At 51.1% G+C, this 15,954-nt stretch carries 14 protein-coding genes; 2 read left to right on the top strand and 12 right to left on the bottom strand.

The window, feature by feature from the left end; all coding sequences use genetic code 11:
* Positions 1–664: 664 nt before the first annotated feature.
* Both PsAD46_RS16570 and PsAD46_RS28145 read left to right on the top strand, forming a co-directional pair.
* Positions 665–5,152 (top strand): autotransporter domain-containing protein, encoded by a 4,488-nt coding sequence (locus PsAD46_RS16570; protein ID WP_063307399.1) that lies wholly within the window; start codon positions 665–667, stop codon positions 5,150–5,152.
* A gap of 489 nt (positions 5,153–5,641) precedes the next feature.
* Entirely contained in the window at positions 5,642–5,800 is a 159-nt protein-coding gene (locus PsAD46_RS28145; RefSeq protein ID WP_156701956.1) for a hypothetical protein, read from the top strand.
* Between the two features lie 40 nt (positions 5,801–5,840).
* On the opposite strand, the gene PsAD46_RS16565 is transcribed toward PsAD46_RS28145, so the two are convergent.
* The 12 genes from PsAD46_RS16565 to PsAD46_RS16510 form a co-directional block, all read right to left on the bottom strand.
* Entirely contained in the window at positions 5,841–6,077 is a 237-nt protein-coding gene (locus PsAD46_RS16565; protein ID WP_063288695.1) for a hypothetical protein, read from the bottom strand.
* A gap of 195 nt (positions 6,078–6,272) precedes the next feature.
* Positions 6,273–6,707, bottom strand: a complete 435-nt coding sequence (locus tag PsAD46_RS16560) for a hypothetical protein (protein ID WP_063307398.1) — start codon at positions 6,705–6,707, stop codon at positions 6,273–6,275.
* The gene (locus tag PsAD46_RS16555) at positions 6,704–7,174 is read right to left on the bottom strand and encodes a lysozyme (RefSeq protein WP_063307397.1); all 471 of its coding nucleotides are present in this window, start codon (positions 7,172–7,174) and stop codon (positions 6,704–6,706) included. The genes PsAD46_RS16560 and PsAD46_RS16555 overlap by 4 nt, the downstream gene beginning before the upstream one ends.
* Before the next feature lie 48 nt (positions 7,175–7,222).
* Positions 7,223–8,326, bottom strand: coding sequence for a hypothetical protein (locus PsAD46_RS16550; protein WP_063307396.1), 1,104 nt, complete (start codon positions 8,324–8,326; stop codon positions 7,223–7,225).
* 3 nt (positions 8,327–8,329) lie between these two features.
* Positions 8,330–8,554, bottom strand: coding sequence for a tail protein X (locus PsAD46_RS16545; protein ID WP_063307395.1), 225 nt, complete (start codon positions 8,552–8,554; stop codon positions 8,330–8,332).
* A gap of 9 nt (positions 8,555–8,563) precedes the next feature.
* On the bottom strand, positions 8,564–8,998 hold the full coding sequence (locus PsAD46_RS16540) for a phage tail protein (protein ID WP_063288689.1): 435 nt from the start codon (positions 8,996–8,998) through the stop codon (positions 8,564–8,566).
* Positions 8,998–11,277, bottom strand: coding sequence for a phage tail tape measure protein (locus PsAD46_RS16535; RefSeq protein ID WP_063307394.1), 2,280 nt, complete (start codon positions 11,275–11,277; stop codon positions 8,998–9,000). The genes PsAD46_RS16540 and PsAD46_RS16535 overlap by 1 nt, the downstream gene beginning before the upstream one ends.
* Before the next feature lie 164 nt (positions 11,278–11,441).
* Positions 11,442–11,753: a phage tail assembly protein gene (locus tag PsAD46_RS16530; protein ID WP_063307393.1), complete on the bottom strand. Its 312-nt coding sequence runs from the start codon at positions 11,751–11,753 to the stop codon at positions 11,442–11,444.
* Between the two features lie 75 nt (positions 11,754–11,828).
* Positions 11,829–12,338: a phage major tail tube protein gene (locus PsAD46_RS16525; RefSeq protein ID WP_063292092.1), complete on the bottom strand. Its 510-nt coding sequence runs from the start codon at positions 12,336–12,338 to the stop codon at positions 11,829–11,831.
* A 23-nt stretch (positions 12,339–12,361) separates the two neighbouring features.
* Positions 12,362–13,594 carry a hypothetical protein gene (locus PsAD46_RS16520; protein WP_063307392.1) on the bottom strand — a complete coding sequence of 411 codons (1,233 nt, stop codon included), beginning with the start codon at positions 13,592–13,594 and terminating at the stop codon, positions 12,362–12,364.
* Between the two features lie 76 nt (positions 13,595–13,670).
* A complete protein-coding gene (locus PsAD46_RS16515) occupies positions 13,671–14,168 on the bottom strand; it encodes a hypothetical protein (protein WP_063307391.1) in 498 nt (165 codons plus the stop codon).
* A gap of 1 nt (position 14,169) precedes the next feature.
* Entirely contained in the window at positions 14,170–15,948 is a 1,779-nt protein-coding gene (locus PsAD46_RS16510) for a hypothetical protein (RefSeq protein WP_063307390.1), read from the bottom strand.
* Positions 15,949–15,954 lie beyond the last annotated feature (6 nt).

Here is a 15,954-nt window from a genome sequence, read left to right as displayed (position 1 = left end):
GTGTTTTGCCGTCAATTACAGCAAAAATGTGGCGTGCACAATGATCTATTAGAGGAATTTATTAAAACTGCCGCTGATTGAACACCTTATATCCCTTCAGTTTTGCCGGGATTTTGAGCATTTCAAAACTGAAGATTTTATTTAGTTATGTCACATTGGAATAAAAAGCTGCACTACTCAATTGATGAGATAAATTTGCTCACAAGGGGCGAAAATGCAGAAAACTGCAAGTTTTTGAGAGAGTTGAGTTTTCGCTCAGTGATTTGGGAGAGAAAAATGGCGATCCCTGCAGGATTAGCAAAATCTAGGGTTTCTGCGGATTTTAGCGAATGTTAGGGGCAAAAATGCCAAATATGGGCCTTTGAAATCTCTAACGAAATTGAGGCCGATCCCTAACAGAATTTGAGTGCCGATTGTCACTGTAATCTGATCGTTCAGCGCCTAGTCTACAACGCTCACTTCAGAGGGTGCTACAAAGCTTGCTTTGTTTACCAAGGCAATATTGCTGGCTTCATGTCTTAACGTCACAAATTTGGGCTGGCTTGCAAGTAGAGGATATCTTCTAATTAATTTTCCTGTAGCTATTTTAATCAATTAAAAATTGCAGTAGGTGTTTTTACAATTATTTTCATTCCATACACATGCATTTTGGAGCGCAATTTTCATGCCGTCTTCGTTTACTTTCAAACTTCTCGGGACAACAGCCCTTGTTTTTGTCGCGCTGTCCCAGTCTGCCCATGCTGGCGGAAAGGGAGGTGAATCATTCCTGAATGCGTATTACAACGGTGGCGATGGCGCAGATGGAAAAGACATTGTCGGTGTCATTAACGCAGATATGTATGCTGGCGGTGGCGGAGCTGGCGGTAGTTATCTGGTTCCGCAAGATGGTGGTGCTGGCGGCACACTAAGTGGGTCTTCAATCAACTCTCAAGGAGGTCGAGCTAATCTGAGTGGCGCTGGAGTCGGCGGGATTGGCGGTGGCGGGTCTGGAGGAAACTCAAGCGATGGCGGTGATGGCACGAATCTCGGCGACGGCGGTGGCGGCGGTGCTGGATCAAGCGGCGGCGCCGGCGGCGGCGGCGGCGGTGGCGGTGATGCGGTCAACATGATCGGCGATGTGACGGTTATCTCTGGCAAAACCGTTCAAGGAGGAAATGGTGGTCAAGGCGGCTTCAACCATGGCTCTGGTGGTGAAGGCGGTTCTGGTGCCACGGCAACTGCTGGCAACCTAACACTGACGAACAACGGCAGCATCATCGGCGGTGATGGTGGTGAAAACGATAACACCAGTCACTCCCATAGTGGGGATGGCGGAGTTGCTGTTGATTTGTCTGGCGGCCCCTACACTATTAGCAATAGTGGCAATATTCACGGCGGAAACAGTTTGGTTGTCAACGCCAATGGGTACCGCGGATCTGGCGCAGCTGGGGTCAAGGGCGCTGATCTAACGATCACAAACAGTGGCAGTATATCAGGTGGACTCAACCCATATAATCAGCGTGCAAATGCTGTTGAGTTTACCGGTGGCACAAACAGCTTCACCTATCATGCGGGCTCAACCGTTGAAGGTAATGTTGACGCGACTGGAGGGCTCAACGATACCTTTGCGCTGGGGGGCACGACTGACGGCAGCTTTGATGCCAGTTCAATTGGGGATACGAACCAGTACAGAGGCTTTGAGACTTTTAAGAAAACCGACTCTTCCACCTGGACATTGGTTGGCTCTGGCGATCAGAACTGGACTATTACAGAAGGCGTCCTGGAAGGTCATTCAAACAGCATACAAGGCGATGTTGTTGTAGAGAGCGGTGCTCAACTTAAGTTCAATCAAAGCAGCTCAGGCACACATTCTGGAAATATTGAAGGTGCTGGCTCGCTGATCAAAACCGGTGTAGGTACTCTCACCCTAGCCGGGACCAACAATTACTACGGCGGCACCACCATACAAGCTGGTGCTCTTCGTCTTGACAGTATTGTCAGGCTGGGAGGCGGTGTCACCAAGCTTGATGGTGGGACGCTCACGCTTACCCATATCACCGGCACTGAATCAGCTTCCCAACTGGCACTTGGTGATAACGGTGGAACGCTGGATGTTGTGAACTCGGGAGCCAGCCTTGATGTAAGCAGTAACTTGAGCGGCACTGGTGGGTTGACCAAGACGGGGAACGGAACACTCATCCTTTCCGGCGCTAACTCCTATAATGGGGGGACGAAGGTTGAGGCGGGTACGTTGCAAGGCGATACCACTAGTTTGAATAGTCATATCAACACAGCTGCCAATACTAGTGTCGTTTTTGACCAAGATACAAATGGACATTACTTAGCAATAATGTGGGGTGCTGGTTCGCTGGTCAAAGAAGGTTCGGGTACTTTGATCCTGTCAGGTTATAATAGCTACACTGGCGGAACCGTCATAAATGAGGGTAAGCTTCAGGGAGATGCGAAAACCCTGCAAGGTGATATTCTCACCGCTGCAAGTACGAGTGTCGAGTTTGTTCAGTCGGCGGCAGGTACTTATGCAGGCAACATGTCTGGCGAAGGTGCGCTCGAAAAATATGGCTCTTATAATCTAACTTTGACCGGCACCAACTCTTATAGCGGTGGAACAACTATTGGGTCCGGCTCTTTGACCGGCAATACAAACTCCCTGCAAGGCGATATCAAAATGGTTGGTAGCACACATGCCATTTTTGATCAAAACATTGACGGCACCCTCTCCGGCGACCTGTCTGGCGAGGGGTCTCTGGTCAAGCTGGGGACTGGAACCATCGTACTAACCGGCTCCAATACTCATACTGGTGGAAACTATATTGTCGGTGGAACCGTCTCTGTTGATAATATTACCAAACTGGGAACAGGTACCTCGACTTTTGATGGGGGCACGCTTTCACTGAGCCATGCAACTGGCACGCAAACGGCATCAAGTCTAGCACTCCGAAACACTGGTGCAACGCTGGATGTTGTGAATGCAGGTGCCACTCTTGACGTCACCAGTGACCTTAGCGGTAGTGCCTATTTGACCAAGACCGGTGCTGGTACGCTGGTTCTTTCCGGCTCCAATACTTATACCGGTGGAACTAGCGTTGAGGCAGGACGGCTGAAAGGCACCACTGACAACGTTCAGGGGAATGTTGAGATTGCTGCGAATGCTGAGTTGGAGCTGGATCAGGAACTGAATGGAACCTTTGCAGGGAACATTTCTGGTGGTGGTCAGCTGATCAAGTCCGGTGTTAGCAACATTATGCTGACAGGCACCAACTCTTATGCTGGAGGCACTTTGATTAACGGTGGTTTGCTCTCCGTTTCGCATATGGCGCAGTTGGGAACTGGGGAAGTTACACTGAACGGTGGTACGTTCCAGACAACTGGTAATTCTGATCTGTCTTTTGACAATTTTGATCTGGACTCTGCCGGTGGTGAGCTGGATGTTTCCAGCAAGAGCCTGGCTTTGACAGGGGATATCAGCTCAACTGGTGAGCTGGAGAAATCCGGTACAGGCAAACTGGTGCTGGATGGGGCCTCCAACTCTGTTGGCGGTGGTACCACTGTTGAAAATGGCGCTTTGATTGTTGGTAGTTCCTTCGGCAAAAGCGGGGTTGAGCTGATCAGTGATGTTAAGGTGGAAAGCTCTGGCGTGCTGGGCGGACACGGAACTATTAAGGGCAATGTGACCAACAACAATGGCCGCATTGCACCGGGCAACTCCATCGGGGTGACTACAATCAACGGCGATTACTCCGGCACAGGTACACTGGAAATTGAAGTAGAAGGCGACACCAAGCTTGCGGACAAGCTGGTGGTGAATGGCAGTGTGGATGTGAGCGACACTGTCCTTGATCTGGTGCTGACGCCTGCGGACAAAGCAGACTGGAGTCTTGATCCGACGGGGCCGTTCATCATTGTTGAAAATGACGGAACCGATGCGATTACAGGCGAGTTCTCTTCCATTGAGAACAACCTGTTGTTCCTGAATGCCGCGCTGGATTATGAGGCGGGTACTGATAGTAACGATATTGAGCTGACCTTGCTGCGCAATGACATTGATTTTGCCAGCGCAGCGCGCACGACGAACCAGAAAGCTTCTGCTGAGGCCGTTCAACGCCTTGGATCTGGCAGTGCGGTTTATAACGCTCTGATCGGGACTGTGAGCGATGAGACAGCAGCGCAGGCGGCATTTGACAGCCTTTCCGGCGAGATCAGTGCTTCAGCGCGTGGTGTGCTGATTGAAAACAGCCGTTTCGTTCGCAATGCGGTCAATGACCGTTTGCATACCTCTGCTGCTCAAGCACGCAAGGCAGCTGGGGCTGAAACTGCCCAACTGGGGTTATTGGCGCTCTGGAACATGAGCTATGGCAGCTGGGGCGAAGCAAAACGTGATGGCAATACGGCGGCTCTTGATCATTCAACCGGCGGCGTTCTGTTTGGTGTTGATGGCGATGCCTTCAGCAACCTGCGTGTTGGCCTGACGGGCGGCTACAGCCGCAGCTCCATGGACGCGGATGACCGTGCTTCAGAAGCAACGGCTGATACGTACACCTTTGGCGGCTACGCAGGCACACAGGTGAATGGCTTTGCTGTGCGCACTGGCGCTGCGGTATCCTGGCATCAGATTGACACTGAACGGTCTGTCTCCATCTCTGGCGGTACGTTTACCGATAAGCTGGAAGCGGATCAGAATGTGGCGACGCTGCAAGCCTTTGGTGAGCTGGGATATGCGTTTGACTTTGGCGCAACCACGCTGGAACCCTTTGCAGGTCTGGCTCATGTGCACCTGATCAGCCGCAGCTTTGCTGAAGATGGTGGCGCTGCGGCCCTTTCCGCTGGTGATCAGAGCACGGATGTGACCTTTACAACACTGGGTCTGAGAGCTGCCAGTGAGTTTACTCTTGGTGGTGCAAACCTGACCGCGCGCGGTGTTGTGGGCTGGCAGCATGCCTCAACTGATACGGTTGACTTCACCCAGAGCTTTGCCAGTGGTGGCAGCGCCTTTACGGTGGAAGGCAGCCCGATTGCCAAAGACATTGGCATTTTGGAAGCTGGCTTCGACCTAGCCGTAAACGAGCGGACACAGTTTGGGCTTTCCTATGCTGGGCAGCTAGCAGCTGAGAACAGCAAGCATGGTGTAAATGCTCGGCTTAGCTTTGAGTTTTAAACTCGAAATTCTTTAATGACATAAGCCCTGCTGCGGATAAAGACGCAGTGGGGCTTATGTTTTGGTAGAGATCATCCTGCCTTGATGTGCCTATAAGAGTAAATCAACTTATCTACCTAGGTGGTCCACCAAGGTGTGCAGTGCACTATTGGCATATATGTAACCCTTAAGTGCGCCAATCCAGCTACAGCAATTATTAGTATATCCCTCTAATGAAAAACTAAACCAAAGGCCCAATTTAAATGGATTATCAAGAATCTGCAGCGGCACTATTACCTTAAATTATTTAGCTATTTAAACTGAAACTTACTGTTCTTCCCACAATCCTTATCAATACAATATTGTTAATCGATCACTTTATGTAATTAGTTAGAATTATCAATCTATTTCAGCTTACATAAAATATTTTACTTGCAGGATGACCATGCTTTGCCAATAGTTTTTGAAGTCTGCTCTTTGGAATAATGAAGAAATTTAAAAGGTAAACTCATGCTATCCGCGGCTTTAGATTTTATTGCACAGCGTTGCGAAGTCACCACCGTTGGCGAACTCATCCATCTGCATGTGACGCTCACTCAGAACGAAATGGACCGTCTAGCGCTCTTCGGAGCAACGCTGGATGACTTAGAGCCAGATGACTGGATCTGATCAAGGAACTGGATAGCCCCGTTTTTGGGGCTATCATTTTCTATTCTTGTTTGTCGTCTGCTTGTTCCAGATCTTTCAGCTGATGCAGCTTGATACGAGTGTCCAACCGTTTGTTACGGGCATCAACCCAGCGGCCATAAGCCAACAAGATTGCTCCGATTAATACTGCGAGCAGTAAGGCGAACTGAAGTACCGGCTCAAGGTAGCTAGATGCATACCCCAGAGCCCCATAGACACTCAATCCAGTGATTGACCCGAACTCTGTCTTCGGCATCATTTGGCAATACCTTTCAAGTTGTCCTGAATGCTTCCATAAAAGGACTGCCAACCCTGTTCCTTTGCATGGCAGGCTATCAATGCAGCTCTGTGCCTGATCGCATCCCGGCCTTGGTCGCCGGTTATGCCAGGGTCTTTCGTTTCGACTGTCAGATCGGGTGGAGGATCAGGAGGCTTGAACAGCTCTCCAGAGTTTTTAACGAGCTTTCCGGAATTGAAGTGCTCGCATCCTGCTAAGATAAGCGGGATCAGAAGGACAAGCGGTAATCTTGCCCCTCTCCAGCTGAAGTTCATAGTCCCTTACCTTTTCTTCAAGCGTGCTCATCTGCTGGATGCGATCCAACAGCTTTTCACTTGCTTGCTTTGAGATGACCTTGTGCGCTGTTGCTACGCGTGTGAGCGCGTTGTTATCTGCCTTCAGTTGGGCTACTTCAGCTTGTTTGTCATGATGAAGGGCGGAGAAGAACCAAACCGAGACGCAAAGCAGAGCCGTTGTTGCGAGAGTAGAAAGCCAGTTGGGTGTGCGAGGTTCAAATCTAGCCACAAAGGCAAGAACAGCGCCAACAAGCGCCCCATAAGCCAGCAAGGTTTCAATGCCTGTGGAGATAAACGAGGAGATGAGATCTATCATCCCTTCGCCCCTTGCATGCACAGCTTGTATTCATCTTGCCTGCGATTAACGAGGCCCTGTACTTTCCGACCACCAGCCCTATTGAACCAAGTGGCAGCCTGACAAGCTCCCGTCCAATTGCCTGCATTCAACCTACGCCTTGCAGTCGATTTGCAAAATGCTCCTGATCCGATGTTGTAAGACAGCGAAACCATTGCAAGATAGGTTTTGATTGGGATCTTTTCCGGGGTTGTCAGGCATTTACGCATCCCGGCTTCATGTTCTTTGAGGGATACATCAAGCATTGCATCACACTCGGCCTTGGTTGCTGTATCACCTAGCTTGACGCCTTTGGTTTCGCCGTAGCAAATCGTTGGCACACCGACTATGTCTTTGTAGGCTGTTGTTTTCAGACCTTCCCAAGCGCCCACAAATGCAACTATGAGGGCTGCAGAAGCGCCGACCAACCGGGTTTTGGTTGATTTCATGTTAGGGATCTCCAATAAAAAAAACCGCCTCTGAGGGCGGTTGGTTGGCTACTGTTGTGTCCCGGTTCTACCGTTTCGATTTAGACCGTCTCCCGTCAGGGCGGGTTTCTTGGTTGGAGTCGCTGTTTTTGCCCCTTCCCTTTTCCCTGCACCGTCTTGGGGATCTTTCACGCTTAAGGTGGTTGTTGCACCTCCACCCCTCGACGCCTTATGTGTTCTGCTTTCTACCCGGTACTTGCCATCAATGCCCTGCTTGATGCCTTCAACGGCGCACAGAGCTTCTGCCTGCACCTCAGGCTCAAAGTTAATCGTGATCGACCCCGAGGCTTTCTCTCGCTTGCTTTGGCTCTCACGTGCCTTAAGAAGTTCTTTGGCTTGGTCTTCATCTTTGACCGTAGAGCGAATGGCATTTAATACCGGATCTTTTAGCGCAGGGTCTTCGATTTCCTCCTCTTTGTAGGGGCGTTTGATTTCAACCACCTTGCCTTTCTCCCGATCCACATAGCGGACAGAGCTTCCAGTGAAAGCCCTGCGCAGATCACGGGGTTTCAAGCGCCAAGTGATAATATTGCCGGGATAGGTGCACTTGATGATCGGGAGCTCGTTGTCAGCACCCAACGGCAGTAAAACAGCCGTTTTGTCTCTGATCTTGAATGCCCCGTTCAGCTCTTTCGCATAGCGCTGGCCGATTGAATGAAAGCTCTCTCCATTAGCCGACCAGTAGTCGCGAAAGATTTCTTTGAATGCCGGGTCTACCTTGATGTTAAATCCGGCTTTCTTGGCAGCGCCTTGCAGGAATTCTTCAAGCGTTGCTTCATCCTTATGGAAGAAAAGCGGTTGCTTGACCGGTGAGCGTTCATCGAAGCCTTTCGCCTTGATAGAGAGCTTTTGTCCTCCTGAGCGGTTGCTTGAGGAAACGGGCTGGTCAGTCACCCCTTCAAAGACCTTCTTGCCTTCAAGGATTACAGATAGCCGGTGGCCAGCACTCGGCAATTTGATCTGCCCTGCACGATCATCAAGGCTAAGACTGCAACTGTCAGAGCTGATCCCGGCCTTGTCTGTTGCTGAAATATTCATGAGATAGGGGCGAAGATCCTGCGAGATGTCATTGCCATTCAAGATGACTTTCCAATCTACGGTCCATTCGTTCATTCGCTATCCAAACAAGTCTATTGTCGGCTCTGGTGTGATTGTGACTTCAGATGGCAGGCCTGGAATAAGCACTTCCCGGCCAGCTGCAAGAAAAGCTCCTTCGCCCGCTATGCCGGGGTTAAGGGTCAGGGCCTCGGTGATGAGATCCTGCCCCTTCCAGCCGTGCACGCGCACCAGCAGGAGGTCCAAGGTGATCCCTTCACCTGTAACGGTTACTGTGGTGGACATAGCCGCCCCTTAAAGCAGGTCGAAGACTGATATCAGATCTGGAATGAGATCAGGTGAGACCGGTGTTTCATCCGGCAGCTGTTCAAGCCCAATCTGATAGGTGATCACAAAAGGAACACCGTCTCTTTCCAGCTCTTTGTGCGTTTGTTTTGAGGACTTGATAAAGTAGTTCCCCATTGGCTTGCCATCACCACGAAGTACCGGGAAGACTTCACCAGTCCGTCGCATCTTGTCGGCAATCTCAAGTTCGACCAGCCCACCGATCCTGATAGGTAGCAGTTGCCCTGAGAGATTAAGGGTCTTGCCCCCATCTCCCATAAACTCACCGGGCTTCATCCCGCCCATAACGGGCTTTCTGGCCCAATCAGCCTTTGCAGAGATCGACACCTGATCCACGTTGAATGGGAAGGTATCCATCTGCAAAGCTCCAAGCATGTAAAGCATCAGCGCACCGCATATTCTCGGTCTGCATGAAGGCCGGACATCCGATCTTCGACCTGTTCAACAAACCCTTCGACCATGTCGGACGCACTGCTTGCCGCGTCTACATAGAAGGGGCCAAAATGATAATGAGTTTCGCCTGAGGGCGATTGTGAACCGCCTCCGCCGAGCATCTTTGCACTCTCTGATGCGGTGTGGACGTATCCGGACTGGCTTGGTGTCACCAGTTCTGCACCATTCTCTCCCACTAGATAGTTACGGCCACCCACAATCTGCCCACCCAATGCTCGGGCGCCTGAGATCTGCGGAACCTTAAGGGCAGAACCCGCAGAAGGTTTGGGGATCGGGACTGCAAGGATTTGGTTTGCCTTTGTTTGAAGTGCCTCTGCTACTTTAGCTTCAGCAACTCCATTCGCAGTCTGCGCAAGCTCGGCGTTGAGGGCTTTCAGTTGCTCAACAATTTCCTCGCGGTCTGTTTGCAAGCCTCGTTTGGTTTGTCTCTCGCTTCGGCTATCGCCCAACTCTGCAATCTGGCTATCGATCAATGCCAGGTCTTGTTTAAGAGCCTCAACCAGAACATTGCCTTTCTCAACCGGCCCTTTGCGTACCCCAATGAGATCTTCAAGCCATTGGTTCATTGCCTCACCGCGAGCGGCTCCAGCATCAAACCTGTTTTGGGCATACTGAGCTCGATCCTTCCAACTCATGCCCCATGTATTGATTGAGTGTTCAAGCTCGTTGAGGGCTAGACCGATAGCATTCAGGCTTGCTGCACCTTTCAAGAGCTTGCTAGCCTTCATCCCTTTGACGTTGGATTTCCCGCCTCCGTTATCATTGGCTGCAGCTGGCATTTTGCGGGATACCTGAGGAACACCGGTTTTCTTGACTGAAGAAGGTTTTGCGCCTGCCGGGCCAGCGGTACTGCGGGTCTTACGGCTACGCCCCATTGAGATTCCGGCTAACTTGCCTGCTCTCTTAAGCATCTTTCCAACACCGAGCACAGTATCAATAAGGGTGGTCTTGAGTAGCTTTGCTGCGAACCTAAGGCCAGTCAGAGCAATGAGCACGCCTACGATCGCACTACCGTATTTAATAATATCCGAAAGGATCTTGGGGTTTTCTTCAGCCCATTTAGTGAAGGCTTTTATATGTGGCCCAATCGTGTCCATGAAGTCATTAAGCACCGGGAGCAACGAGCTGCCAATTGCAATCGATGCAGCTTCAATCTTGTTCTGGAACTTCTGCAACTGAGCAGCGGAAGTCCTTGATCGTTCTTCAAACTCTGCCTGAGACGACCCAAGAAACTGAGCCTTTGAAGCTACAGAGCCCAAAGCATTATCCAGAAGCGCTGCATTCTCAATCAGAGGTGCAATTGCGCGTGCTTCATCTCCAAACAGATCAGAGATAACCGAAGTTTGCAGTTCTTTTGGTAGTTCTCTGATTTGCCCTATGACGGTTTTAAGAGTACCCACAGCGTCTTTCTGAAGGTTCTTGGATACCTTTACCGCATCCAGCCCCAAGCGCTTGTAGGCTTTGTGCTGGCGCTTAGTTGACCCCTCACCCCGTGCTAGCGCCTTACCTGCATTTCGGAAGCTGGTGGCCGCGACATCAGCTTGTGCGCCTGATGCAATCATTGCCGAGCCAATGGCTGCTGTTTGCTCAGCGGTGAAGCCGTATTGTTTGCCTACAGACCCCACACGGCGCATAAAGTCGAGCAGATCAGGAGCAGAACTTGCGGAGGTGTTTGACAGGTGGTTGATTGCATCTGCCAGCTCTCCAGTCTCGCTCACGGTCATGCCTAGAGCAGTCTTGATCTTCGCAAGGCTCTCGCCCGCTGTGCCAGCACTTACATCAAAAGCAACACCTACCTTTGCCGCCATCTCCGCAAACTGGGTTAGCTCATCCCCGGCCATACCGGCCTGACCTGCTGCAGCCACGATGTCAGCAATCTGGGAAGCTGTCATTGGCATGCGCGTTGACATGTCGATGATGTCTTTACGCATTTTCTTGAAGCCCTCTGGGCTGTCAAAATCAACGACCTTCTTCACGTCCGACATGGCGGACTCAAACTCCATGGCAGACTTTACCGGGGCAGCGATGGAGCGGGCCAGAATATAACCTGTCCCGACCGCACCGAGCATTTGCCCCTGCATTCGGTTTAGCTCTCGTCTGTTACGATCAGCAGAGGCCTGCATGCCCTTCATGGAGTTCGCAATTGCGCGCGCAGGACCGCTTGCCCGGTCTAGAACTGAAATGACCAGCTTGGAGGTTAAAACACCCATGACATTCTACCGATTTGGAGGGGGAGCATTTTCAGCCTTGAGCACACGTCCAAGGCTGGAGACTGTTTCTAAAAAGAAATCAATCTCCCAGTTCATGACCACATCAACTGGCGTGTGGAGCCTGCGCGATACCGCGACAATCAAGTCACGAGAATGAGGCGCGTCTACCCCGTCAGGTACTCGTCTCTCGCGTCGAGCTGCTTCAGGGTCAAGACACCCTGCTTTCCCATAAGGGGAGCGGCACCTCGCGTGACTTTCTCTAGGTCTTCAACATCGAGGCGTTCAATCACTTCCAAATCGACACCGGCAAGTGCTGCCAGTAGCGCGAAACCGGCTTGCTCTTCGTTCGAGTATTTCTCGCCGATGAGTGTGTCACCAGCACGCATGCGCCGGAAGGACAATGAGGTGACTTCGCGCCCGTCATGTTCAAAAGGGTAATCCAGCTGAACCGTTGCTGTGGTTGCTTTCGTGGTCAATTGCCGTGTCCTTAAAGCAAAAGAGCCCCCAGCAAGGCTGAAGGCTCTGAGAGTTACGATGAGTGGTTTTGGGGCTTAGAGGCCAAGCGCGCGCTTACGTTCACCATCTGTTGGATCAGGCCGCATTTCACGTTCCCAGAAATCCCAATAGAACAGCTCTTTGCCATCTAGGATGAGTTCAACATGGGTGACTTCCTTGAATGCCAGGTTGCAACCTTGCAGATCATCTGCGCCCATTTCATCAGGTTCCCACTCCATAAGAGTGGCATAAATGAAACCACGAACAGGTAGCCAAAGGTTGCCCGGCATCTGGCGATAGTTGCCAGCAAAAACCCACTCTTCATGCTTACCCAATTTTTCAAGCAGCTTGTTATCAAGCCCTTTGTGTTCGGCTTTGGGCTCAAAAGCTTCAGTGCGCGGTTTACCGAAGTCTACGGCACCAATACCGCCACCGGGGTTGTGGTTGACCGTTGTGTATTTGAAGGCAGGCAGAACAAGCTTGCTCAGAATGTTTGCGCGGGATTCGTCCGGTTCACTGACCAAGCGCAGGTCAATGTCACCGTTAATCAGCATAGGGCGCTGCATGTGTGGTTCTCCAGTAAAGAGGATTAAACAACAGCGCGCAAACGCGCCAGAATGTCTTTGATCAAGCCTTCGGTTGCGGGGCGATAGGGGCGCAGCTCAAAATCAGCCCGCTTGAAGGCGCTTGCAGTTTCCTGACCAATCTCAAGCTTGATGTGACCAAGCTCGATGGATTCAGGCTGGTTCTTATCTGCGGTGAACATCTCGGAGGCTGGCGTATAGCCGAGGATATGCTCGTTTTGCTTCAACCCACGCAGCTCACCAATGATTTCACGGACCCAGCTTTCAACCCGTTGCGCTGTCATCTTCTTGCCCAAGTGGCGCCGGGTGATCTTCATCATCTGTGTGACGATGTAGTCAGAGCCGCGCAACTGATGCAGCTGCGGCCACATAGCGTCGGTCTGCGCCATGTCAGTACCAAGGAAAGTAAAGCCACCATCAGCAACCGCGCCATAAACGCCAATCTCTCCTTCCGCAGCAATCGCCACATCAGCAGCGAGTAGGCGCTGGCCTTCCTTAGAGCCATCAAGGAAGTTGAAAGGGATTTTCCGAGATAGACCAGCAAGGCCAAAGATTGGCTCGTTGCAGATTGTCTCGAATGGCATGTTGCCATTGTTGGTATCTGCACGAACGATCAGACCAGCAACACGGGATGCCATAGGGCGAGTAACGACCGCATCACCTTCCCAGACACGCGCAGCCACACCAACCGGCATCAAGCGACCTGAAGCCATAGTTTCGCGTGCATCAATGGCATTGTCTGCGCTGGTTGGGTCAACATCTACCGGCGCAACAGCGAGGATCTTGCCGATGTTCGCTTCTAAAGCTGCCACAACTGGACTGACTGTATCCAGATCAGGACGCCATGCAGTTGAACCAACAACCACAATGCCAGGTGTTGCATTGACCGCAGTAGGGATCTCAGTAATCGAGTTGATGATAGCGGCAATTGCAGCAGCGCTGGCCTCAGGGGTCGCTCCCTTTCCTGTTCGAACAATGGTGACATCAGCAGAACGGTCAAGCTGGTTGAGCTGGTCCTGAATCCCGCGAATATGATCCCGCAAAGGGCCGGTTCCGAGAGCTGCAACCGCGTCCTTGTCGCTGGACGAGATGCGCCTTGCTGTATCAATTGGAAACTCTGTGCCAGAAGCATCATCAGAGCTATCGATCACCACAACTTTGGATAGATCGCCTTCAGAAACCGGAAACGGATCATCCGATTTGTAAGAGAATTGCATGCCGATTGTGGGCGCGCTCATAGACATTTCTCCATGAAAAAACCCGCTCCGGGGATACCGTGCGGGTGGGTTAAATCTTGATTGATTGGAGGGCTGGTTAGCTCAGCTCTTCCATAGCCTCAGGTAGGGTCTTGGTTAGATCCCATAGGATGTCTTGTGACGGGTCCGGAACGGGATTGAGCTGCTGGATTTGAGCGGAGCGGGTTACGATACCGGCGCGGTACTTGATTGCTGCATGATAGAGCGCTTGCACCTTCTCGCGAGTATCAAGCACGAGCAACACGCCTTCAGCAGTAACCGCCTTCACTTGAGACGCCTCAGGCAGTCCAGCATCAAACCCGTCCAGCATTTCACTCAAGCGACCAACCGACTCCAGATCTGTTTTGAACTGAGTGCCATTGATCTGGGTGCCTGTTTGTATCCGCCGCTCAGCTTCTTCAGAAACATCAGTCGCCTCAAATGTGCGCGGAGGCTCTTCGTATAATCGCCAGTTCCCCGCGCCAAAGTTTTCCTCTAGCCATTTGGTATCACCATCAAAAACAATCGTGTTTTCGACTTCACCGGTGTCACTATTCAAAATGTCATAATCAGGCACATCAATACTCCCAAATCACAACGCCGCCTTTGCGTGCGGCACCTATTGCACCAGTACCCCAGAAACTAGCCGGGGGTGTCGGATCTCCGCCGTTTCCGTCTCTCCCGCGGGCTACTGTCGTTGTGAATGCTGCATCATGCCCAGATGCATTGCCGTTACCGCGAACACTCAAGGTGTGACCGTCATATTTAAATGTGCAGGTCTTCGTTTCATTGCTTCCGATAGAGACGGTTCCGGTGCTTGGTCCGTCGCGCAGATCAAAGATCTTTACAACGGTAGCGCCCGCATATCCGGAGTCATTATTGTACGAAGGTCTTCCTGAAGCGGTCAGAAAGACCACGGCTGTTTTTGATTTAGAGTGCTTTGTCCATGTTCCGGTACTACGCGCAGTTACCTTCAAAGGACCGCCGCCACCGAGCCCAGCTGCTTCCATTTTTGACGCCAGATTACCTTCGTCAATGGCCTCTTTGCCATCAATCAAGGTTTTACCGGTCAATCGGTTTTCCTGAACACCTTCTTGGACGATACCGACGCGTTTTTTGCCATCCCAGTTACCATCATAGTTTTGATAGAGCGCAACCGGGTCGTTTTCGATTGTCCCATCATCATAGTCCATGTGGGTGTATATACCGCGCGCATCGCCCACTCTCGCATTAGCGTGGTTCGGGTTGATGCCAACATGCATACCTACGCAAACGCCTATCCGCCCCGAACCGTTGAAAAAGGAGTAACTCCTCGCTCCATAGGCATAATCAACACTCCCCGTGGAATTGGTATCAGTTCCACACTGAGAGTACGAACCTCCCATGCTTCGAACTTTAGAAGAGCCGCGATGTCGAGTCGACAACAACCCCCCAAAAGCTTCGTACGTTTTTCCTTGCGAACCGCCGTCAATATACGAGAAAGACTTTAACCCGCGTTTTGTGAAGCGCTTGCCGGTATCTTCAGAAGCATTAGCTGGAGCATATTGTTTGTTTTCAAGAACCAGACTGTCGCTAAATCTGTTTGCAGAAATGTTTTCTGTGTTTTCTGACATGTTGCGATAACGCGCTAACCATCGGTCAGAAGATTTCATGGACCAGTCCGTATCCAACAGGTCAAGGCGCTTCGCTACGAATTTTGTATTCCCCACGGACTTGTAAGGACCATCAGAAACAAAGTGCCATGCATTGTCGCTATCATCATGCCAAAAGTGGTCAATGTTCTCACCTGATCTATCGGCAAATTCACCTTCTGAATCATTCGCAATGATGGCTTTATTGTTGAGATATAGATCACCAAGAACTGACAGCACTTTTTTGAACTTAGCATTCTTCGTTGCATCAGCGAATTTATTGAGATCAGAAGCCTTTGCCAGTGTTGCAAGTTTGGTCGAAAGGCCTTGAACATCACCTATCAGGTGTTCGTGATCCCCACTCGCCAGCTGCGACACAATATTATTGATCTCCTGAACTGAGTAACCGCGCTGCCCCAATGACCACTTTCCTGCAATAAACTGCAAAATGGAGTTGTCAGGCGCATCCGTCACATCAACATCAGAAAGATCATTGAGTTTGTGCGCGTGATTGGCCAAGGCTAGCAGGGCTAATGCCTCTGCCAGTCCATTGATCTTGGTCATCTCATGAGAATGTCCGGCAGTAGCAAGGCTTGCCAAAGTGACTGCAACCTCACCCAGGCGAGCATCAAATGCTTTCACGAACTCATTGATCTTTTTATGATCCTCGGAGACATTCTCTTCGCTGTCGAGCAGTGGCAGGTTTAGATTTGGCGTTGTTTCCATTGATCA

The sequence above is a fragment of the Pseudovibrio sp. Ad46 genome (assembly GCF_001623065.1).
Taxonomy (GTDB): Bacteria; Pseudomonadota; Alphaproteobacteria; order Rhizobiales; family Stappiaceae; genus Pseudovibrio.
The sequence above is the reverse complement of the archived record's forward strand: the minus strand, read 5'-3'. Positions and strand labels throughout refer to the sequence as shown.